The 20946-nt window shown below is 66.2% G+C and carries 26 protein-coding genes; 25 read left to right on the forward strand and 1 reads right to left on the reverse strand.

Going from position 1 to position 20946, the window contains the following annotated elements; translation table 11 throughout:
* Position 1 precedes the first annotated feature (1 nt).
* The 24 genes from ACZK1G_RS08540 to ACZK1G_RS08655 all read left to right on the forward strand — a co-directional run bounded on the left by ACZK1G_RS08540 (position 2) and on the right by ACZK1G_RS08655 (position 19246).
* A complete protein-coding gene (locus ACZK1G_RS08540) occupies positions 2-1135 on the forward strand; it encodes a DUF2213 domain-containing protein (protein ID WP_478448215.1) in 1134 nt (377 codons plus the stop codon).
* Positions 1136-1138: 3 nt separating this feature from the next.
* On the forward strand, positions 1139-1606 hold the full coding sequence (locus ACZK1G_RS08545) for a structural cement protein Gp24 (RefSeq protein WP_478448216.1): 468 nt from the start codon (positions 1139-1141) through the stop codon (positions 1604-1606).
* Between the two features lie 12 nt (positions 1607-1618).
* On the forward strand, positions 1619-2566 hold the full coding sequence (locus ACZK1G_RS08550; RefSeq protein WP_478448218.1) for a DUF2184 domain-containing protein: 948 nt from the start codon (positions 1619-1621) through the stop codon (positions 2564-2566).
* Positions 2567-2611: 45 nt separating this feature from the next.
* Positions 2612-3214, forward strand: coding sequence for a hypothetical protein (locus tag ACZK1G_RS08555; protein WP_478448219.1), 603 nt, complete (start codon positions 2612-2614; stop codon positions 3212-3214).
* A gap of 2 nt (positions 3215-3216) precedes the next feature.
* Positions 3217-3729 carry a DnaT-like ssDNA-binding protein gene (locus ACZK1G_RS08560; protein ID WP_478448221.1) on the forward strand — a complete coding sequence of 171 codons (513 nt, stop codon included), beginning with the start codon at positions 3217-3219 and terminating at the stop codon, positions 3727-3729.
* 10 nt (positions 3730-3739) lie between these two features.
* The gene (locus tag ACZK1G_RS08565; protein ID WP_053506989.1) at positions 3740-3931 is read left to right on the forward strand and encodes a hypothetical protein; all 192 of its coding nucleotides are present in this window, start codon (positions 3740-3742) and stop codon (positions 3929-3931) included.
* 4 nt (positions 3932-3935) lie between these two features.
* Positions 3936-4292: a hypothetical protein gene (locus ACZK1G_RS08570; protein WP_478448224.1), complete on the forward strand. Its 357-nt coding sequence runs from the start codon at positions 3936-3938 to the stop codon at positions 4290-4292.
* The gene (locus ACZK1G_RS08575; RefSeq protein ID WP_478448226.1) at positions 4292-5368 is read left to right on the forward strand and encodes a phage minor head protein; all 1077 of its coding nucleotides are present in this window, start codon (positions 4292-4294) and stop codon (positions 5366-5368) included. The genes ACZK1G_RS08570 and ACZK1G_RS08575 overlap by 1 nt, the downstream gene beginning before the upstream one ends.
* Entirely contained in the window at positions 5358-5783 is a 426-nt protein-coding gene (locus tag ACZK1G_RS08580) for a hypothetical protein (protein ID WP_197659320.1), read from the forward strand. The genes ACZK1G_RS08575 and ACZK1G_RS08580 overlap by 11 nt, the downstream gene beginning before the upstream one ends.
* Entirely contained in the window at positions 5780-6190 is a 411-nt protein-coding gene (locus ACZK1G_RS08585) for a phage tail terminator-like protein (RefSeq protein ID WP_197659321.1), read from the forward strand. Before ACZK1G_RS08580 ends, ACZK1G_RS08585 begins: the two co-directional genes overlap by 4 nt.
* Before the next feature lie 9 nt (positions 6191-6199).
* Positions 6200-6442: a hypothetical protein gene (locus ACZK1G_RS08590; RefSeq protein ID WP_065183278.1), complete on the forward strand. Its 243-nt coding sequence runs from the start codon at positions 6200-6202 to the stop codon at positions 6440-6442.
* 127 nt (positions 6443-6569) lie between these two features.
* Positions 6570-7040, forward strand: coding sequence for a hypothetical protein (locus tag ACZK1G_RS08595; RefSeq protein WP_197659322.1), 471 nt, complete (start codon positions 6570-6572; stop codon positions 7038-7040).
* 102 nt (positions 7041-7142) lie between these two features.
* On the forward strand, positions 7143-7535 hold the full coding sequence (locus ACZK1G_RS08600; RefSeq protein WP_197659323.1) for a hypothetical protein: 393 nt from the start codon (positions 7143-7145) through the stop codon (positions 7533-7535).
* A gap of 28 nt (positions 7536-7563) precedes the next feature.
* Positions 7564-7866 (forward strand): phage tail assembly chaperone, encoded by a 303-nt coding sequence (locus ACZK1G_RS08605; RefSeq protein ID WP_197659324.1) that lies wholly within the window; start codon positions 7564-7566, stop codon positions 7864-7866.
* Positions 7867-7879: 13 nt separating this feature from the next.
* Complete coding sequence (locus tag ACZK1G_RS08610; protein WP_197659325.1) at positions 7880-11224, forward strand: phage tail length tape measure family protein; 3345 nt, start codon at positions 7880-7882, stop codon at positions 11222-11224.
* Complete coding sequence (locus ACZK1G_RS08615; protein WP_197659326.1) at positions 11221-11550, forward strand: phage tail protein; 330 nt, start codon at positions 11221-11223, stop codon at positions 11548-11550. Before ACZK1G_RS08610 ends, ACZK1G_RS08615 begins: the two co-directional genes overlap by 4 nt.
* Positions 11551-11559: 9 nt before the next feature.
* Positions 11560-12078, forward strand: a complete 519-nt coding sequence (locus ACZK1G_RS08620) for a hypothetical protein (RefSeq protein ID WP_197659327.1) — start codon at positions 11560-11562, stop codon at positions 12076-12078.
* A 2-nt stretch (positions 12079-12080) separates the two neighbouring features.
* A complete protein-coding gene (locus tag ACZK1G_RS08625) occupies positions 12081-12479 on the forward strand; it encodes a hypothetical protein (protein WP_197659328.1) in 399 nt (132 codons plus the stop codon).
* Positions 12476-13168 carry a phage minor tail protein L gene (locus ACZK1G_RS08630; protein ID WP_197659329.1) on the forward strand — a complete coding sequence of 231 codons (693 nt, stop codon included), beginning with the start codon at positions 12476-12478 and terminating at the stop codon, positions 13166-13168. Before ACZK1G_RS08625 ends, ACZK1G_RS08630 begins: the two co-directional genes overlap by 4 nt.
* Positions 13169-13260: 92 nt before the next feature.
* The gene (locus ACZK1G_RS08635; protein ID WP_197659330.1) at positions 13261-14001 is read left to right on the forward strand and encodes an NlpC/P60 family protein; all 741 of its coding nucleotides are present in this window, start codon (positions 13261-13263) and stop codon (positions 13999-14001) included.
* A complete protein-coding gene (locus ACZK1G_RS08640) occupies positions 13994-14611 on the forward strand; it encodes a tail assembly protein (protein ID WP_164116210.1) in 618 nt (205 codons plus the stop codon). The genes ACZK1G_RS08635 and ACZK1G_RS08640 overlap by 8 nt, the downstream gene beginning before the upstream one ends.
* Complete coding sequence (locus ACZK1G_RS08645) at positions 14608-18120, forward strand: TipJ family phage tail tip protein (RefSeq protein WP_478448231.1); 3513 nt, start codon at positions 14608-14610, stop codon at positions 18118-18120. Before ACZK1G_RS08640 ends, ACZK1G_RS08645 begins: the two co-directional genes overlap by 4 nt.
* 41 nt (positions 18121-18161) lie before the next feature.
* Positions 18162-18509, forward strand: coding sequence for a hypothetical protein (locus ACZK1G_RS08650; RefSeq protein WP_478448233.1), 348 nt, complete (start codon positions 18162-18164; stop codon positions 18507-18509).
* On the forward strand, positions 18509-19246 hold the full coding sequence (locus ACZK1G_RS08655; RefSeq protein ID WP_197659333.1) for a hypothetical protein: 738 nt from the start codon (positions 18509-18511) through the stop codon (positions 19244-19246). The genes ACZK1G_RS08650 and ACZK1G_RS08655 overlap by 1 nt, the downstream gene beginning before the upstream one ends.
* 7 nt (positions 19247-19253) lie before the next feature.
* Here the strand turns inward: ACZK1G_RS08655 and ACZK1G_RS08660 are convergent, their stop codons facing one another.
* A complete protein-coding gene (locus tag ACZK1G_RS08660; protein ID WP_197659334.1) occupies positions 19254-19919 on the reverse strand; it encodes an SOS response-associated peptidase family protein in 666 nt (221 codons plus the stop codon).
* A 516-nt stretch (positions 19920-20435) separates the two neighbouring features.
* On the opposite strand from ACZK1G_RS08660, the gene ACZK1G_RS08665 reads away from it, so the two are divergent.
* Positions 20436-20945 carry a hypothetical protein gene (locus ACZK1G_RS08665; protein WP_197659340.1) on the forward strand — a complete coding sequence of 170 codons (510 nt, stop codon included), beginning with the start codon at positions 20436-20438 and terminating at the stop codon, positions 20943-20945.
* Position 20946 lies beyond the last annotated feature (1 nt).

The following is a 20946-nucleotide window of genomic DNA, read 5'->3' on the forward strand; positions in this document are numbered from 1 at the left end:
CATGGTGTTCCTGACTGATCGTGTCTCGGTGTCGGCTCCCCGCCGCACTGCGGACGGCTATCTCGTGGCCGATGCCTACGTGGCTCGCACCGGCATCCAGGAATACCTGGGTGAGGAGCTGGGACGACCTGACCTGCTGAAGGTCAAGGTGTACCGGCCACCGGAGGAGGTCTTCTCCGACGCCACGCTGCGCAGCTTTGCGCATCGGCCAATGACAAACGACCACCCGCCGGAGATGGTCACCGCCGACAACTGGAAGAAGTACGCGGTAGGGCAAACCGGCGACGAGGTGTCGCACGACGAAACCCGCGTACGCGTGCCGCTGGTGCTGATGGACCAGGCGGCCATCTCCGACTGGGAGTCTGGCAAGCGAGAGCTCTCCCAGGGCTACTCGGCTGAGATCGTATGGGAGGACGGCGTAACCCCCGACGGCGAGGCCTACCAAGCCAAGCAAATCAACATCCGCAACAACCACCTGGCCATGTGTCGCCGTGGCCGGGCTGGTTCCCAGTTTCGCATCGGGGATGGGCGCACCCCCGGTGCACCGGATCCGAGCGCCCATCCCCAATCGCAGGAGAACCACATGAGCAACCAGCAGACCCGCATCGTCGTGGTCGACGGCCTGCCCGTCGAGTGCACCGACGCATCGGCCGCCGCCATCGGCAAGCTGCAGCAGCAGCTGCAGGACGCCCACACCGCCGCCGGCACCGCTGCGGCGACCCACCAGGCAACCATCGCCGCCAAGGATGCGGACATCGCCAAGGCTCAGGGCGAGCGCGACGCGCTGAAGGCCCAGGTCCTCAGCGACGCCGACCTGGACAAGCGCGTCCAGCAGCGCGGCGACCTGATCGCCAAGGCCAAGGCCGTGCACGACGCTGACTACAGCGGCAAGAGCGACGCCGACGTCCGCAAGGCGGCCGTGGTGGCCAGGCTCGGTGACGCAGCCGTGGCCGGCAAGCATGAGGCCTACGTCGAAGCGCTGTTCGATGGCCTGTTTGGCCAGGCAAAGCCGCGCGATCCGGTGGCCTTGGCCCTCGGCGACCGTTCCACCCACCGCCAGCCGGTGCAGGACAACGGCTATGCCGCGTCTGTGGCCAGCCTGGACTTCCGCACCGCTGGCCAGAAGGAGGCCTAAGCCATGGCATTGCAGACCAACTACCCGGACACCCAGCCGGCCGCCATTGCTGGCGCCCCGGCCACCATGCTGCCGGCTACCGAGATCTCCCGCACCGTCGAAGGTGCCGCCATCGCCTTCGGCAAGGCCGTGGAGCAGGGCGCCACCGACAAGTCGGTGAAGGCCTTCGCCGGCGGCAAGTACGTCGGTATCGCGATGCTGGACCGTTCGGCATCGGGCCTGACGGTCACGGCGGGCCAGGTAACCGGCCGAGCCACCGACGCGTTCGGCGTGGGCGAGTCGGCCCGTGTCCGCACCAAGGGCGACCTGTGGGTGACCGCCGCAGTGGCGGTGGCCGCAGGCGACGCCGTCTACCTGACCGACGCCGGCGCGTTCACCAACGTGGCAACCGACAACACCGCCATTCCTGGCGCCCGCTGGGACACCAGCACCACCGCCGCCGGTCAGCTGGCCGTCGTCCGTCTCGGCTAAGGAGCCCACCACATGAGCGCAATTCCCCTGATCGATGCCCAGGCAGCCCTGGGCTTCGTGATCGCCCAGGCTTCGATCATCGAGCCGGGCATCTACCGCACCGTATACCCGGACATTCAGTACCGCGGCCTGGTCCCGGTTGATACCAGCGGCAGCGAGTTCGCCACTTCGGTGACCTACATGTCGCAGGACCAGTACGGCAAGGCCGACTGGATCAATGGCAATGCCGACGATATCCCGAAGGCCGGCACCACCCGTTCGAAGTTCGAGACCCCGGTCTACACCGCCGGCATCGGCTACGGCTTCGGCTTCGAGGAACTCGGGCGGGCCCAGCTGCTGGGCATCAATCTTCCGACCGAAGATGCTGCCGCCGCGCGCCGCGCCTCCGAGGAGATGGTCGATCGCGTGGCGCTGCTGGGTGATACGGCGAAGGGCTTCAGCGGCCTGTTCAACGCCGCCAATGTCACCCCGGTTGCGGCGCCAACTGGTTCCTGGGGCACGCTGCAGGTCGCCGGTACCGCAACCTCGGACCAGATCGTCGATGACATGAACGCGTCGTTGATGAATGTCTTCAACGGCACCAACACGACTGCGTTGGCGGACCGACTGCTGCTGCCGTGGTCGAAGTTCATGCTGATCTCCACCAAGAAGATGAGTCAGTACAGCGACCTCACCGTCCTGCAGTACTTCCTGGCCAACAACGTCTACACTGCAACTACCGGGCAGCCACTGACCGTGCGTGGCCAGCGCGGCCTGGACACTGCCGGTGTGGGCGGTGTGGCACGTCTGGTCGCCTATCGCTACGACCCCAACGTGCTGAAGCTGCACATGCCGATGCCGCACCGCTTCCTGGCTCCGCACCCTGCTGGCCCGCTGCGCGTGGACGTGCCGGGCGTGATGCGACTGGGTGGCCTGGACGTTCGTCAGCCGAAGCAGGTCGTCTACCTCGACGGCATCTGATCTGTATGGCCCCGGCCGAGTGCCGGGGCCTCACTGGAGCGAAGCATGAAGATCACGAACAACCACAAGGGTCCGCTGGGCCTGCCGGATGGCACGATCCTGCCGCCAGGCGAGGCGACCACCGTCGCCAACTGGGATGCCCTGAAGGGCAATGCGGTAGTGCAGGGCTGGCTGAAGGGGAAGATCCTGAAGGCCGAGGGCGGCACCTCCGCCGCGCCGCCGCCGGCCAGCCTGACCGGCTCCAACGTCCTGCCGTCCAATGTCGACCTGGCAGAAGGCGTCACCCTGCCGCTGGGTGATGTGGTCCGTAAGGCTCACGAAGCCTCGGGCCTAAGCATCGCCGACTGGAACGCGCTGGACGACAGCGACCGCGAGGCACGACTGGCTGCGACGGTGCTCGAACTGCAGGCCACGGCTGAAGCCGACGCCGAGGCCAAGAAGGGCGAAGCCGCCGCCGCCGCGGAAGCCGAGAAGGCCAAGGTGACCAGCACCGCTGGCAGCACCGCGCAGAACCCGCCGGCGGAGGACAAGAAGGAGGCGCTTATCGCGCGCGCCAAGGCGCTGGGCATCGATGCCAAGGGCACCTGGGGTGTGGCGAAGCTGGAAGGCGCCATCGCCGACGCCGAGGCCAAGAAGGGCGAGGTCTGACCATGTACGGCACGCTGGAAGGTGCGAACAGCTACCACCAGGCGCGCGGTAATGCCGCTTGGGCTGCCGGCACGGAGCAGGCCCGCGAGGGTGCGCTGATCCGCGCCACGGATTACATCGACGGCCGGTACCGGATCCTGCTGGCATCTGGCCGCTGGGCGTCGATGTTCCCCGGCGTGCGTACGGCCGGGCGGGGCCAGCCGAACGAGTGGCCCCGCACCGGTGCGATCGACTATGACGGTGACCCCATCCAGCCGGATGAGGTGCCCGATGAGGTGGAGCGCGCAGCCTACGAGGCCGCCCTGCGCGAGCTGGTCAGTCCGGGCAGCCTGTCGCCGGACTACGTGGCCACCGAGGCGGTAACCAAGGAGAAGGTCGGCCCCATCGAGGTCACCTACGCCGATTCCACGGCCGCTGGCCAGGTGCCGAACAGGCCGGTGGTTCCGGCCATCGATGAGATCCTGGCGCCGCTGCTGCGGACGCCAGCAACGTTCCCTGCAGTGAGGGTTGTCTGAGATGAGAATCATGAAGCACGGCACCGCGCCGGGCGACAACAAGCACCGCGCCACTTGCAGGAACTGCGGAACGAAAATCGAGTTCATGCAGTCCGAGGCCGCCTACGTTGCCGACCAGCGCGACGGCGACTATCTGCGCATCAAGTGCCCGGTGTGTCCGCGTGACATCACCAAGGCCATCGAAGTTCGGCACTGGGCCTGAAGCCATGAGCGCCTTCTATGCCCGCATGCAGGCGACAGCAGAGCGGCTGATTGCCCGTTTCGGCTACGTCACGCAGCTGGAGCGCGACGGTGCCCCGACCGGCCCGCCGCACAACCCGCAGCCGGGCGAGCCGACGCGGCACGACTGCACGGTGGTGGAGCTGGAATACAGCCTGACCGACCGCGACACCACGCTGGTGCAGCAAGGCGACAAGCTGGGCCTGATCTCGACTGCAGTGGACATCCAGCCCGGCAAGGACGACCGGCTGCTGCTGGGTGGCCAGCTGTATCACCTCATCGACCTGCAGCCGCTCTCCCCGGGTGGCCAGGTCCTTCTCTATGAGTTTCACGCCCGACGCTGATGGCCAACCTCACACCACGCGAGTTGGAACTGCTGGCACGACGCCTGGAGCCGGCCATGCGCCGTGCGTTCGAGCAGGCCATCGCAGGCGTGCGCTCGCAGGTGCAGCTGGACCTGCTTGCGAGCCTCCTGCAGGCCGGGCAGGTGGACGCTGTACTGGAGGCGCTGGGTTTCGACGGCGAGCGCTTCTCGCCGCTGGCCGAGCAGGTGCGCCAGGCATTCGCAACTGGTGCTGAGGTTGGCATGAAGGAGCTGCCCACCCTGTCGCTGCGCCAGCAGGTGCGCGGGCGGTACAACCCGGCCAACGACACGCCGCTGCTGCGGTTCGGGTTCGACATGCGCAACCGCGGTGTGGAGAGCTGGCTGCAGTCGAATTCCTCGCGCCTGATCACCGGCATGGTGGAGGACCAGCGAACGCTGGTGCGCCAGCACCTGGTGCGCGGCATGGCCACCGGCACCAACCCGCGCCAGACGGCGCTGGAGCTGGTCGGCAGGGTGGGCGAGACCGGCAGGAGAACCGGCGGCATAGTGGGGCTCACCGCGCAGCAGGCGCAGTTCGTGGCCAATGTCCGGCAGCAGCTTGCCAGCGGTGATCCGGCGCAGATGGCGGAGTACTTCGGGCGCAAGCGGCGCGACAAGCGCCTGGACGGAATCGTGAGCCGGGCCATCAAGGCTGGCCAGCCGGTGGCGCCGGCAGACGTGGAGAAGATCGCTGCGTGCTACGCGGACAGGCTGCTGGCGCTGCGCGGCGAGATGATCGCGCGGACCGAATCGCTGACGGCCATGGCCGCTGGTCGCGAGGAGGCGTTCCGGCAGCAGATCGAGAGCGGCCGCCTGGCGCCGGAGAACGTCGAGGGCACCTGGTCAGCCACCGGTGACGACAGGACCCGCCACAGCCACCAGGCGATGAACGGCCAGGTTCGCCGGTTCGGTGAACCGTTCCAGACGCCCAGCGGTGCGTTGATGCGGTTCCCTGGCGACACCGCGCTCGGTGCCGGGCCAGAGGAAACCATCGGCTGCCGCTGCATGAAGCAGTACCGCGTGAACATGGCGGCGGAGGTGAAGCGTGGCCAATAAATTCGGAGCCCAGGTCCGGGCCTTCACAGAGAAGGCCAAGGCCATGCAGGGCGTGATCTTTCGCGAGTCGGCCACCAAGCTGATGGAGGAAGCCGGCACGCCCGAAGGGCAGGGCGGGAAGATGCCGGTGGATACCGGCTTCCTGCGCAACTCTGCCGCTGCATCGGTCGAGGGCATGCCATCGGACAGCGCGCAAGCCCCGGAGGTGGTGTTCGCCACCATAGAGCTGGGGCAGACCGTGTGGGCTGGCTGGACCGCGAAGTACGCCATGCGCATGGAGCACGGCTTCCAAGGCGAGGACAGCCTGGGCAGAACCTACGCGCAAGCGGGCAAAGGCTTCGCGCGCGCGGCGGCCCAGCGCTGGGATTTCATCGTGGCCGAGGTCACTGCCGACGTGAAAGGACGGATGGGATGAGCGACACCGCGATCTATGACGCATTCGCCACGCTGGTGGGGCAGTTCGCTGCTGCGCAGACGCTGGACTGCTCCTACCCGGGGCAGGGGTTCAAGCCGCCCACCGGTAACGGCGCTCGATGGCTGGAGCTGCAGTGGTTCCCCAACCGGACCGAGAACTACGGCATCGCAGATGATGGCCCGTTCCTGATGCAGGGATTCGGCCAGCTGTCGGCCTGCTACCGGCCGGGGCAGGGGATCATGGTCGGTACTGCGGTCACGGACCAGATCATCGCCGCCTTCGCCAAGGGCACTACCTTCGCCGGCATGCGGGTGGAGAGAAAGCCCTGGACCTCCAGCATCATCCAGGACCCGGAGCGGGTCATGCATCCGGTGACCATCCCGTGGCGGGGATTCGTTTCGGGGTAGACTCCGGCCATGAGCCCCAAGCCGCCCAACCTGCACCTGGTCAGCAGCAACGAGATCCCGAACGAGGGTGAGCTGCAGGCCATGCGCGATGCCATCACCCGCATGAAGCGGAACCGGCAGCTGCTGGACGAGTTCTGCGCCGAACAGGCGCGGTTCGTCCGGGCGGAATACCTGGCCTATGTGGAGGCGGGATTCACCCGGCCGCAAGCCATGCAGCTTGTGGCGGCAAAGCTGGGCCCAGCCAAGAAGTAGAGACAGAACCGACCGCAAATTATTCCCGAATCTATTCCAGGGGCCCGCCCACCAGCGGGCCTTTCGCTTTTCCAACGACCCCGCCCCGTGGCGGGTTTTTTTACGCCCATCGCGAGGAGATACGGCTATGGCCGCTGAAGCAAAAACCAACGCAGGTTCCAAGCTCTACATCTGCGTCACCCCCAAGAACGCCGACCTGACCGAAACCGAGTTTGCGGCCCTGACCTTCGTCCAGGTGAAGAAGGTGGGCAGCATCGGCGAGCGCGGCATCAATACCAACATCGTCCAGTACGACACGCTGGACACCCTGGTGGCGCTGAAAGGCAAGGGCATCACCAATGCGGGCGACCCGCAGGTGGAGGTGGCCGAGGATCTGACCGACCCGGGCCAGGTGGCGCTGCGCGCTGCGGGTGCGCCCAACGTACCGGACGCTTACGCGTTCAAGGTGGAACGTGCCGACGGCTCCATCGAGTTCCTGCGCGGCCTGGTTGCTGGCCCGAACGTGACCGGCGGCCGCAACGAGGACTTCGTCCTCAACACCTTCACCCTGGCGTTGAACCAGGCTCCGATCACCGTGCCGGCGCCCGTCACCCCGTAACTCGAACACCCCGGGGGATAGGGCGGCCGCCTGACAAGCCGGAACTGATCCGGCCGGCTTCCCCCGGGGCTCTCTACCGGATCGCCATCAAGGATCTCGAACATGACCGAACTGACCAACATCGTGGCGGCGGAGCGCCGTCTGGACATCGTGCACCCGGCCAACCAGGAGCCGGTGGGCCTGGTGCTGATCCTGCTGCCCGACAGTCACCCGCAGGTGAAGACCGCTGCACGCAAGTCGATCAACGACCGGATCAACTACCGCGGCAAGGTGGGTGCCGAGCAGATCGAGGCCAGCCGTATCGGGATGCTCTGTGCCTCGATCGGTGGCTGGGAGTGGCAGGGGGAGCTGACCTTCCACGGGGAGAAACCCGAGTTCAACCAGCAGGCCTTGCAGCAGCTGCTGAAGGAACTGCCTTGGGTGGGGGAACAGGTCGACGTCGCCCTGACCGACCGGGCGGAGTTCTTTCGCCGACCTGACGAAACGGACGGCTGAGGCCGTCTACATCGCCGTCCGCTACGACATGGCGGATGAGAACGGCGAGACCCGGCGCCAGCGCAATGCGCGCTTCGGCCTCGCCGAATCGCCTGAGCTGGAAGTCCCAGAGGCAGCCAGCCACGTATGGGGCTGGTTCTGGGAGCTATCCGGGCGCAGGCACAGCGGCCCGGAAGCGTTGACCTTTGCTGACATCGGCCAATGGGCCTCTCTCCTGCAGCTCGAACTGCTGCCGGAGGAGGTCCAGATGCTGATGGCGATGGACGACCAATACCTGCGCGCGGTGCGCGAAGACCAGAAGGCCGCGCGAGAGCGGGCCCAGCAGCAGTAGCACAGGAGCCCCGATGGACATCGCAGAGCTTGGGTACAAGGTCGACAGCAGCGGCCTGGTGGAGGGCACCAAGGCCCTGGACGAGAATGCTGCGGCGGCTGATCGCGCCGGCGGCGCTGCGGACCGGCTGGACCGCGAGTACTCGGCACTGGCCCGGACCGTGGAGCGTTCCTCCAGCGCGCTCGGTGACCGTCTTGGCGGCGCGCTGGACCGCATCGGCACTGGCACCGGCGCCGTCATCACCGAGCTGCAGACGCTCAACCGGACCAACACCGAGATCCTGGCCTCGCTGGGCGCGCTCGACGGGAAGCTGACCAGCACCGCGGCTCAGGCGCAGGCCTATGGCGCCGCAGGCGCTGCTGCAGCGGCCTCGACGGCACAGGTGGCCACGGCCAGCCAGCAGCTGGAGAAGCAGCTGGCCGATCAGGATGCACGGCTGAAGGGTGTGGCCCAGCGCGCCATGGAATGGGCCGCAAGTAATCGGGAAGCCAACCTGTCCGAGCGCGCCCTGGCCGAGGCTGCCCGTGACGCCGCCCTGGGCATCGACCACAAGGCGCGGGCGCTGGCCGGCGCCGGCAGCGAGCAAGACCGCATGGTCGCCCGTGCGCGCGCTCTGGAAGAGGCTGAGGCGCGGGCCGCCAATCAGGTGCGCCAGGCCGCTGCCGCTGCCGAGGCGCAGCAGATCAACCTGAAGCAGCTGCTGGGCCAGATCGACCCGACCGTGGGTGCGCTGAACCGGCTGGCGGCCATGGAAGACCGCCTGGAGCGAGCGCACAAGGCGGGACTGATCAATCCGGCGGTGTTCGATCAGTACCAGACCAAGATCGACGCCATGCGTGCATCGGTGCTTAACGCCACCGGCGCGCAGAACGGCATGGGTATGTCCGCGCGGCAGCTGCAGAACAACCTGCGCATGATCCCCATGCAGGTGACCGACATCACCACCAGCCTGATCAGCGGCCAGCCGGCGTGGATGGTGGCGATCCAGCAGGGCGGGCAGCTGAAGGATCAATTCGGTGGCATTGGGCCTGCCGCGCGTGCCGTGGGTGGCTACGTGCTGGGGCTGATCAATCCCCTGACCCTGACTGCCGCAGCACTGGCGGCTCTGGCCATCGCCGCAAAGCAGTCGGAAGACCAGCTGTTCGAGTTCCAGAAGGCTCAGATCCTGAGCGGGCAGGGTGCCGCCGTCGGTGCCGCTGGCTTCCTGGAGCTGGCCAGCAGCATTGATCACCTGCAGGGCGTGTCCCGCAGTGGCGCTGTTGCGGCGCTGACGGAGACGGCAAAGGCTGGTCGCTATGCCGGCGAGCAGTTCGAGATGGTGGCCGCCGCTGCTGCGCGCATGGAAGCGTCGACCGGGCGCTCCCTATCGGCCACGGTCAGTGCATTCGACTCCATCGCAAAGGAACCGGTGGAGGGCCTGCTGAAGCTCAACGACGCAGAGCGGTTCCTGACCGCCGCGCAGCTGCAGCGCATCACTACGCTGCGGGATGAGGGGAGGTCGCAGGAAGCCGCCAACGAGGCGATCCAGATCTATGCCAGCCACCTGGACGACGTGGCGAACCGCACCGAGGCGGTGATGCCCGGGATGGCCAAAGGCTGGCGCGATATCAAGGCCGACGTCGAGGGCGCGTGGGGCGCGCTGGGCAACTTCACCAGTGCCGTGGTGGACCTCGCCGGGGAGTGGGGTGTGTTGGCCCGTCTGCCGCGCCTGAGCGACGTGCTGGGCCTTGGATTGGCCGGTGGCACCCTGGTTAAGAACCTCGGTCTGCCGTCCGTCACCGAGGCGCTGAACGGCGCGGCGGCCGCGATGCGAGGCCTGCCGCCGCTGCCCAAGCCCATCGATGAGGGTGGCGCGTTGGATCCGCAGACCGCACGTGACCTGGCTGCGGTGACGCAGGAGCGCGCCTCAGCCGAACAGGCTGCCGCCGAGGCAATCAATGCCCAGGTAGCCGGCCTCGATCGTGCCAGCGCGAAGGAAGCGGCACGGCTGAAGATCATCGCCCAGTACAACAAGCTGGCCGACAACGATGCCCGGCACTTCGACGGGTCCATGCAGCGGCTGATCGCGAAGGCCCAGGCCGACGTCGACAAGTCGTTCAACCGCCGCGACGGCGTAGGCAAGCGCAACGGCGACGACAGCGCCGCGCAGAACATGCTGGCAGCGGCACAACGGCAGATCGAGGCCAACAAGCAGCTGGTGGAGACCGGCGTCAAGGTGACCGAGAGCGAGCGCCAGGCGATGGCGATCGAGCAGGTGCTGGCCAAGGGCAAGAACACCATGACGGCGTCCACCAGGGCGTTGCTGACGGCTGCCAAGGAAGAGCTGGTCACCTCGGGCCAAAAGGCGGCGGCATACGCCAAGGAGAAGGAAGCAGCGGAGGCGTTGGCACGTCAGCAGGCGATCCTGGAGCAGGGCAGCAGCAACCGGGCACGCTCCAACGAGCTGGACCTGATGGGCATGGGACGTGGGTCGGATGCGGTGGGCATGCTTCGCCGGCAGCTGGACATCCAGCGCGAGTATCAGGACGAGCTGAAGCGCATCGGCAGCCGCGATGTGGCCAGCGACAAGGCGTCATGGGATTTGCTGGCCGCAAATGCAGCTGCGTACCGCGACAGTGAGCTGGCCAAGGAACGCACGTTCCAGGAGCAGCGCCTGGCGATGCTGGGCGACTGGCGTGCAGGAGCGCGCCGGGCATGGGAGGACTACTCCTTCGCCGCCAGCAATGCGTTGGAACAAGCCAACGGTCTGATGAACAGCGCACTCGGCGGCTGGGAGGATGCCTGGGTGCGGTTCGCACAGACAGGAAAGCTGTCGTTCCGCGACATGGCCAACGCCATCGTTGCGGATCTGGCACGCATCGCTGCGAAGCAGGCGGCGGTGGGCATCATCAATGCGGTGGCTGGCGCATGGGGTGGCGGTGCCGGCGCTGGCAACTATACCGGCAACGGCACCGGCGCAGGCTCTATTGGCGGGTTCGGCAACAACATGTCCAACTTTGGCGGAGGCAGGGCCACCGGCGGACCTGTTGCAGCGGATTCGTTCTACCAGGTGGGCGAGGGTGGCAAGCCTGAGTTGTTCCGACAGAACGGCAGGACATACCTCATTCCCGGCGACAATGGAGCGGTGATCCCTGCGGCGCCGACAGCGGGAAGTGGAGCGGCGACCGGTAGCGGGTCAGTGGTGAACGTGCGCGTGATCGTCAACAGCGACGGATCGACCGACGTTTCTGCCGATACCCCAGTGTGGCAGCGGTTCGGTAAGGAAATCGGGCAGCTGATCGACATGAAGATCAACGAGGCGCAGGTCAGGTCCATGAAGGACGGCGGTGCGATGCGGGTGATGGGAGCAGGACGATGACCGACACCTTCACCTGGAAGCCCACCAGCACAGGCGGGAGCACCATCAAGGATGTGGTGCACCGCGTGCAGTTTGGGGACGGCTACCGGCAGGTGGCGCCGGACGGAATCAACCCGCGCAGCCGCAGCTACCAGCTCACCTTCACCGGCACCAAGGCGACGATCGACCAGATCATCGCCTTCCTCGACGCCCACGTCGGCCGCTCGTTCCTGTGGCAGAGCCCGCGCGGCCTGCTGCTGTTCGAGTGCACAGCCCAAGGCGAGCCATTCCCCAATGGCCTGACCTATAGCGTCACGGCCACCTTCGAACAGACGTTCCAGCCGTAAGGAGAGAACATGGCACTTCAGCCTATCGATATCGACACCGTCCAGCCAAACGGCAAGAAGGGCGACCCCGCACGTGTCATGTCGCAGAAGATCAACGCAAACGACACCTATCTGGAGGGGGTGGCAACAAGTGGCATCGACGCTGCCGCTGTTGCAGATGGCAAGGCGGTGGCTGCCCAGAACACCGCCAACGCTGCCGCACCCAAGGCAAGTCCCTCATTTACGGGGACGATTTCGAGTACCCAGACACCGCTGGAAACGGGAGCCGGGGCCGTTCGAACCATCTTTGAGTTTGGGGCGCCGAACGGCGATGACGACAAGATGCAACTGCTAGCGGTTCGGACAGTAGCTGGGTCCGGCTGGACTGGTGTCATCTGGCGCTTCCGGCGAATCGTCAACGGCTTCCAGCAGGGCATTCTGGAGTTCGGTCAGCCCAGCACGAACACCGGCGTCACCATCGACGGTGGACGCCCATGGACCTCTGCGAACACCACTGTCGACGGCAACAACTTCATCAAGCGGGCCTGACCATGGACGAGAGAATCAGCATTGCGCTCAATCTGCGGTCGACGGGCGAGATCGTGCTGGACGGTGATCACTCACCAGGGACCAGCACAGGCATCCCCTTCGACGTGGCTGGCCTTACTTCCGAACGCGTCTCAGTCGGCATCTATCGTGTACACGGAGGCGGTATCGGCCTGCCAGAAGGATGGCGTGCCAGCGTGTTCCGTGATGAGAACGACGAGCCTACCGTCAGGCTGTCGATCGCCCCAGGCAGCGGCTACATCGAGTACCGCTGTACGGATCGGACATCTGGCGAGCCGAAGGACATTGTCTACATGCTGACGGTGCGCGTTACGGTCGTTGTGGACCTTCCACAGGTTCTACCGGCTGACGCCGATGGCCGAAAAGAGGTCTCGCTTCAATGATCACCGCCGACGCGCAGCAGCTTGAGCCCGGAGGCCGGATCACCGTCTACGAGCTGGATTGCAGCAGCTTCGGTGCCGATCAGCTGTTCTTCCACCAGCACCTGCAGTCGGGGGTGATCTGGTGGCAGGGCCAGGAGTATGGCCCGTGGCCGATCAACGCTACCGGCTTCGAGCGCACCAGCGAGCAGCAGCCCAATCCCCGGCTGAAGGTCAGCAACATCGACGGCCGTATCGGCGCCCTGTGCCGCATGTTCCAGGATCTGGCCGGTGCCAAGCTGATTCGCCGGCAGACGCTGGTGAAGTACCTGGACGCGGCCAACTTCCCCGAGGGGAACCCGCTGGCCGATCCGGGCGAGCACTTCCCCGATGAGATCTGGTACATCGAGCGCAAGGTGGGCGAGGACGACGAAACGGTCGAGTTCGAGCTGACCACGGTGGCCGACTTCAACGGGCGGGAGCTGCCCGCGCGGCAGTGCACCAGGATCTGCAGCGCCCTGCTGCATGGCGGCTATCGCGGTCCTTACTGCGGCTACACCGGCTCGGTCTACTTCGATATCAACGACCAGCCGGTCGACGACCCGGCCAGGGACGTGTGCGCCGGCCTGGTTCGCAGCTGCCAACTGCGGTTCGGCCAGGACAAGCCGATCCCGCATGGTGGGTTTCCGGCCGCCGGCCTGTTGCGGACCTGACGACCCGCCCGCCGACACCACCCGCAACTTCGCGCTGCTCCAGCAGCACCACAAGGCCCGCCCAGCGCGGGCCTTTTCTATGGGCGATATCCATGCAACAGAGCACCCTGCAGGCCATCCAGGCGCATGCCGTGGCCGAGTACCCGCGCGAGTGCTGCGGCCTGATCGTGGCCGGTCGCGACGGGGAGACGTACATCCCGTGCCGCAACCTGGCCACCACGCCCAGCGAGCACTTCCGGCTGCCGGCGGAGGACTTCGCCGATGCGGAGGACTGCGGCGCGGTGCTGGCCGTCGTGCATAGCCACCCGAACGCCTCTGCGGCCGCCTCTGATGCCGACCGCGTCATGTGCGAGGCCAGTGGTCTGCCATGGCACATCGTGAGCGTGGGGCAGTGTGTCGGCACCGATCCAGAGTGCGGCGACCTGCAGACGTTTGAGCCTTGCGGCTACGAGGCGCCGCTGGTGGGCCGGCAGTTCGCCCACGGCGTGCTCGATTGCTACAGCCTGGTGCGGGACTTCTACGCCCGTGAGCTGGGCATCCGGCTCAGCCAGTACGAGCGGGAAGATGACTGGTGGGAGAAGGGCCAGGACCTTTACAGCCTGGACCGGCTGCAGGCGGAGGGCTTCGCGGTCATCCAAGGCGAGCCGCAGCGCGGCGACATGGTGCTGATGCAGATCCGCTCGCCAGTGACGAACCACGCCGGCATCTACCTGGGCGACGGGAAGATGCTGCACCACATGCACGGCCGCCTGTCCGAGACGGTGGTCTACGGCGGCATGTGGGCCGAGCGCACCCGGTACATCGTTCGCCATAAGGAGGCCGGCCATGACTGAGCGCCTGCGCACTGTCCGGCTTTACGGCCGCCTCGGCGCTCGCTTCGGCCGCAAGTTCCAGCTGGCGGTGAACAGCCCAGCCGAGGCCATTTTCGCGCTCGGCATCCTGTTGCCTGGCTTCCGGCAGTTCCTGACCGGCTGCAGGGACCAGGGCATCGAGTTCGCCGTGTTCATCGGCCGAGAGAACCTGAGCAAGGCGCAGCTCCACGATCCGCCGGGTGCCGACGATATCCGCATTGCACCGGTGCTGGTCGGCTCCAAGCGCGGCGGCGCCCTGCAGACCATCGTCGGTGTCGCCCTGATCGTGGTGGCCACCATCTACGGCGGTCCGGGTGCCGGCGCTGGCGTCGCCAAGTTCTGGGGCGCGGTCGGCGCGGCCGGTTGGAGCCTGGCCATCGGCGGCGTGGTGCAGATGCTGTCGCCCCAGCCGCGTGGCCTGGGGTCGAAGGAGAGTGCCGAGAACACGCCGAACTACAGCATGAACGGGCCTGTGAACGTGCAGGCCCAAGGCAACCCGGTGCCCGTCGCCTACGGAGGCCACGACACGAAGGGGATGGTCGTCGGATCCGTGGTGATAAGCGGCGGCATCTACGCGGAGGACCAGCAGTGAATCGAGCCCTCAACTATCAGCATGGCCCGCTGGCCAATGCGTGCGCGGACGTGATCGGCGCCGGCGGCAAGAGCAGCACCAACGCCCGCACGCCGGTGGAGACGGCCGATAGCCTGCACTCGATCTCCTACGCCAAGGTCCTGGACCTGACCAGCGAGGGCGAGATCCGCGGCCTGGTGGCCGGTAACCAGTCCATCTACCTCAACGAGGTGCCAATCCAGAACAGCGACGGCACCTTCAACTTCAACGGCGTTCGCATTGAGACCCGTTCGGGTACGCAGGACCAGGAGTACATCGCCGGCTTCCCGTCCGTCGAGAACGAGATCGGGGTCGGCGTTGAGTTGCGCGATACGCCGGTGGTGCGCACGGCGTCCGGGCAGGATCTGTCCGCGGTGCGGGTCCGGTTCGGTGTGCCTGCCCTGCAGCGACAGAACACCGAGAACGGCGACACCGAGGGCTACGCCGTCGAGTACGCCATCGACCTATCCACCGACGGTGGTGCGTTCAGCACGGTGCTGACCAACGCCTTTCGCGGCAAGACCACCACCGAGTATCAGCGCAGCCACCGCATCGACCTGCCGCCGGGCAACCAGTGGCAGGTGCGGATCCGCCGCCTCACGCCGAACGCGAACAGCTCGACCGTCGCCGACACCGTGAACGTGATCTCGATGACCGAGATCATCGACGTCAAGCTGCGCTACCCCAACTGCGCGATCGCCGCGATCCAGATCGATGGCAGCCAGTTCCAGGGTAAGCCGACCACCGCATACCGCATCTGGGGCCGGATCATCCGCGTGCCCAGCAACTACGACCCGATCGCGCGCACCTACACCGGCGTGTGGGATGGCACCTTCAAGTCGGCATGGACGAACAACCCGGCGTGGGTGTTCTTCGACATGGTCACCAACGACCGTTTCGGCCTGGGCGATCGCATCCCGCTGGACTGGGTGAACAGGTATCGCCTGTACGAGATCGCGCAGTACTGCGATCAGCTGGTCAGTGACGGCATGGGCGGCATGGAGCCGCGCTTCACCTGCAGCCTGTACCTGCAGACCCGGGAGTCGGCCCACAAGGTGCTGCAGGACATGGCCAGCATGTTCCGCGGCATCAGCTTCTACGCGGCAGGGCAGATCATGGCCTCGGCGGACATGCCGAAGGACCCGGTCTACACCTACAGCCAGGCCAACGTGGTCGACGGGAAGTTCACCTACACCGGCAGCGGCAGCAAAGCGCGGCACACGGTGGCTCTGGTTTCATGGTCTGATCCCGACGACTTCGGCCGGCAGAAGGTCGAGCCGGTCCAGCTGCAGGAGGGCATCGCGCGCTACGGCGTGAATCAGATCGAGGTGACGGCATTCGGCTGCCACTCGAAGTCGCAGGCCCAGCGCGTGGGGCTGCACATCCTCTACAGCGAAAACCTGGAGACCGAGACGGTCAGCTTCGCGGTCGGTCTGGACGCTCTGAACTGCATGCCAGGTGATGTGATCCAGGTCGCCGATGCCAAGCGTGCCGGCCGGCGCAATTCTGGTCGTATCAGCGCGGCATCGGCGAGCAGCCTGACCCTGGATGTGGTGCCACCCTCGATGCAGGCCGGAGACCTCCTGCGCGCCACGCTGCCGAGCGGGAAGACCGAAGCCCGCACCATCAGCGGGGTCAACCCGGTGACGCGTGTGGTGACCGTCTCGGCGCCCTGGAGCGTGGTGCCGGTGGCGCAGTCGATCTGGGCGACGGAGTCGAGCGACCTGGTGATGCAGCAGTTCCGAGTGATCAGCATCACTGAGGACGACGGGTTGACCTACCGCATCACCGCGCTGCAGCACCGCCCGGACAAGTTCGCGGCCATCGACGACGGCACCAGGCTGGAGCCGCCGCCGATCAGCATCGTCCCTCCCAGCGTTCAGCCGCCACCGGCCAACGTGCGCATGTCCTCGCATGTGGTGATCGATCAGGGCATTGCCACGCCGGTACTGACCATCGAGTGGGATGCGGCCGACAAGGCGATCGCCTACGACGTGGAATGGCGTCGGGACGACCTGAACTGGGTGCGTGTCGGTCGCGTCGGCACGGCCAGCGCGGAGGTGCGCGGGATCTACGCGGGCAAGTACCTGGCCAGGGTGCGTGCAGTGAACGCGCTCAATGCCGTGTCGCAGCCGGCTCTCAGCGTCCTGACCGACATTCAGGGCAAGACGGAGCCGCCGCCGGCGCTCACCTCGCTGACGGCAGCCTCGGTGGTGTTCGGCATCCAGCTGGCCTGGGCATTTCCGCCCGGGGCGACCGATACCGAGCGCACCGAGATCTGGCGCAGCGCTGGGCCGAACCTGGAGAACGCGACGAAGCTCGGCGATTTCGCCTATCCCCAGAACCGGCACCGGCTCGACGGCCTGTCTGCAGGTGCGAAGTTCTACTTCTGGGGCCGGTTGGTGGACCGCAGCGGCAACATCGGGCCGTGGTATCCAGCTGGTGCGGGTGTCGTGGGCGAATCGAGCACCGACGTTACCGAGTACGACGCCTACTTCTCCGGCCTTATCAACAAGAGCGCGCTGGGGCATGAGCTGCTGTCGGAAATCGAGAGCATCAGCAGTATCGTCCCGTTGATCTGGGTCGCAGATGCCACGTATGAGCCGGGCCAGACGGTGGTGCATAACGGCAAGATCTGGTTGTGGACCGATGCCGACCCCGGCAACGAGGAGCCGCCGGGCACGAAGTGGAAGAGCGTGGGCGATGCCGTGGCCGAGGCCGGTGCGTTGGCCGGGCGGATCGATCAGCTGGAGCTGGACGTTACGGAGATCGATGGCAAGGTCACCGCGGTGGGCAACCGAGTAGATGGCCTGGTGGCGCAGTACAGCGCAGAGCATGCGGGCGATGAGGACTGGAACGCAGGCGATGAAGACTCCTTCGCGGGCACGATCACCACGCTGACGGTCATTGCCAGCGGCGACTATGCGCTGGGCCGGCGTGTGGATACCACCGAGGCATCGGTAGGCGAAACCCGCGCGATGGTGCAGGCGACAAGCCAGGCCCTGGTGGACGTGAATGGCAGGATCAGCGCCACCTACACGGTGAAGGCGCAGATCACCAGCGCTGGTCAGATCTACATGGCCGGCATGGGCTTGGGTGTCGAGCAGCAGCCCGATGGCAGCTACCAGAGCCAGATCCTGATGCAGGCCGACCGGTTTGGCGTCATCAACGTGGTCAACGGCAACGTGACCGCGCCGTTCGTGATCCAGGGCGGGCAGACGTTCATCAACCAGGCCCTGATCGGCACCGCGTGGATCACCAGCGCCAAGATCGCCGATGCGGCGATCACCAACGCGAAGATCAGCGGCACCATCCAGTCCGACGATTACGTGTCAGGGCAAACTGGCTGGCGGATAAACAAGGCGGCGGGCGGTGGCTTCGAGTTCAACGGCACTGTCGCCGGCGGGTATCGGCTGAACATCACCAACCAGGGCATCTACATCCGCTACCCGAACGGCAATCTCGCCGTAGAGCTTGGAGTGCTGCAGTAATGGTCGACGTGGGTCTGCGGGTAAGGAGCGAGAGCGGGTACGTGGAGACCACGGTCACCACGCGGCTGACCAAGATCATCGGGTCGTACACGTTCCCGCTCTACAACCCGGTCAATTCCAACAACAAGTGGATCGCGCCGCCCGAGGCAAACGGTGGGCTCATCGTCAATGACTTTTCAGGCGGTGAGCCCTTCTACTACTTCACCTGCGAGGGGCAACGATCTGTGTACGGGATGCTGGTCCCTTCGGTGACCATCTCGGGGAACAGCATCAACTGGAGCTGGGACCCTGACGTGGTGAACTACCACGTCAGGATGGAGATGTTCCCGAGCCAGCCGACGACGAACACGGTCGGCGGCATCACGCTTCACTATGGGGTATTCAGCTGATGGCCGTCGGGCTGCGCATACGGAATCAGGGCACCGGGCAGATCCAGATCGGTATCGGGTATCGAAACCTGCAGTTGGCCAAGTCGGGGACGCTCGACTCCGGGTCTTTTGCAGGCGGAGCCACCGGCGGTTCGCCGCCATTCGCCTCCTGGCCAGATCGCGGATTCCTGGCCAGCACCAACGGCACGTCCAACCTGCACGTCTGCCGATATGTGAATGACTCGGTGTCGGTGAATACCGGTTTCAGCCTGGTGCAAAGCGGCGTGACGTGCTTCGCCTACGCGTCGAGGTCGGCTCCGAACAAGTCGCTGGAGTACTACACGTTCAGCGCGGCTGAGCGTGCAGCATCAGGTCCGGTGGGGCTGCGGATGCGCGGTGAAGATGGGACGGTCTTCTACGACTCCCGGCGAAAGGGCCTGCGCGTGCTGCAGGTGGTGGCGCTACCGTCTGTGGCAGGGCCGCCTGTGGAGATCGGGCAGTTCTTCCCGGGCACCAAAATCGGCATCGCCATCCCGTCGCCGCGGTTCTACTACTCGTCCGTGGCGCAGGATCGCTGCACGATGAATGCTGACTACTTCCACATGACCAGCGATAACCGGATCTTCATCTCGAAGCAGGTCGTTTCCCAGCATACCCTTACGTCGAACACCTTCCCGGTGGGCGGCGTGACGATGGGGCCGCAGAACGCCACGATCTTCATCGTGGATCTGACCGAGGTGCCGCTGGGGTTCGGATGATGTGGGACTATGCGACCTGCAGCAGCAGGTCCTCGCGGTTGTTCCGCGGCGTGTTCACCGCGCGGCTGACCCGGTAAGCCTCCATCGCCGGTGGCTCACTGGCCAGCAGCATCGCCATGGCATCGTCCGGGCTGGCGGCCATCCATTCGTCTAGCTGGCCGGCCTGCAGCCACACCGGCATGCGATCGTGGATGTCGGCCGAGACACCGCTGCTGTCGCCGGTGATGATGGTGAAGGTCCCCAGGTTGCCGTCGGGCAGCAGCGGGCTGGTGTCCTCCCACAGCCCGGCGGCCAGCAGCGGCCCGGTGGCGTGGATGAACCAGGGATCCTTCTTCTCGTCGATCGGGCTCACCGACCACTCGTAGTAGCCGGCCATGGGGATCACGCAGCGGCGCTTCTTGAACGCCGATCGGAAGGCTGGCTTGGTGGCCACCGTCTCGATCCGCGCGTTGATGGTCGAGCCCTGCAGGCCCTTGGCCTTGGCCCAGAACGGCAGCAGGCCCCACGCCAGCCGGGTGACCTGCCGGCCTTCGCCGCGGTCCAGGATCACCGAGGCGCGCTGCGTCGGCGCCAGGTTGTAGCTGGGCTGGATCTCCGCCAGTCCGGGGGCAAGGTCAGCCAGACCGGGCTGGCCAAAGTCGACAACGGGGAGCTGGACGAATCGGCCGCACATGGCCGGAGCGTAGCCCGCCTGCTTGTGCCCGGAATGTGTAGGGCACGGGGCCTGATACGATCTGGGCTAGACGTCAATGGTAGGAACAGCAGTGGGCAGAAAAGACGTGATAGTGGGGCTTGTGATCCTCCTGATCCTAGCCGTCTCTTACTTTCAGGTCAGAGAGAGTCGGCGAGCCGAGCGTGAAGAGGCCCGTGCGACGTGTATCAAAGAGTCGTACGAGCGCGCTGACTACTACGGTGGTACTCAGAAGGAGAACTACAGAATGTGCTTGGAGGAACATTCGGAAGCAGGCGCGGTCATGCTGCCGACGAAGGACTGATACGCCGGGGCCATGACGATGGCCGCGCTAACATGACGCGCATAGGCGAGCCATGCTCGACACTGCCATTCTGGCAAATTGACGATTTCGTCAAACCGCCGATGCAAGCCTTAACAATTCCTTCGCCGAACGGTTCAGCCGGTGAACAATCCCTTGTCGCATCCTTTGCGACCGCCGGCCGTATCCTTCCGGCCATGCTTCCCATGCACGGCTATCAAGGTTTCCGCACCGCACCACCACCCTCCGGCTGGGTCCAGCTGGGCGACACGTGGGTGCTGTGGTGGAGCGGCCGGCAGATCGCCAACATCAGATGCGGCAAGGATGGCGCTGTGCGCGTGCGTCTGGACGCTCGGAAGATGTGGCAGATCAAGGAGGTTCCGGCCGCCAGCATCGCCCAGGGCAAGCGCTACGCCGAGCGGTGGTGCGCAGTCCGGCTCTACCCGGACATGCGCCTGCGCGCGGCAGTGGCCCGGCTGCTGGACACCACGCCAGCCGAACCGCTCGAACCGCTGCCCGGCCTGCCACCGACACCTGAGCAGCAGCAACAGGCCCGGCGCCTGGCCGAGGCGACCGCGCTCGCCACAGCGCGGGTCAAGGAAGCGTTGGAGCCCGCCAAGCCCCTGCCGGCGACCAAGCCCCGCCCGAAGGACGCGCGCAAGGCGTGGGTGAGGGCAGGGCTGCAGCAGCTGCGTCGCGGCGTGTAGG

The organism is Stenotrophomonas sp. 109824_Sma, assembly GCF_056480025.1.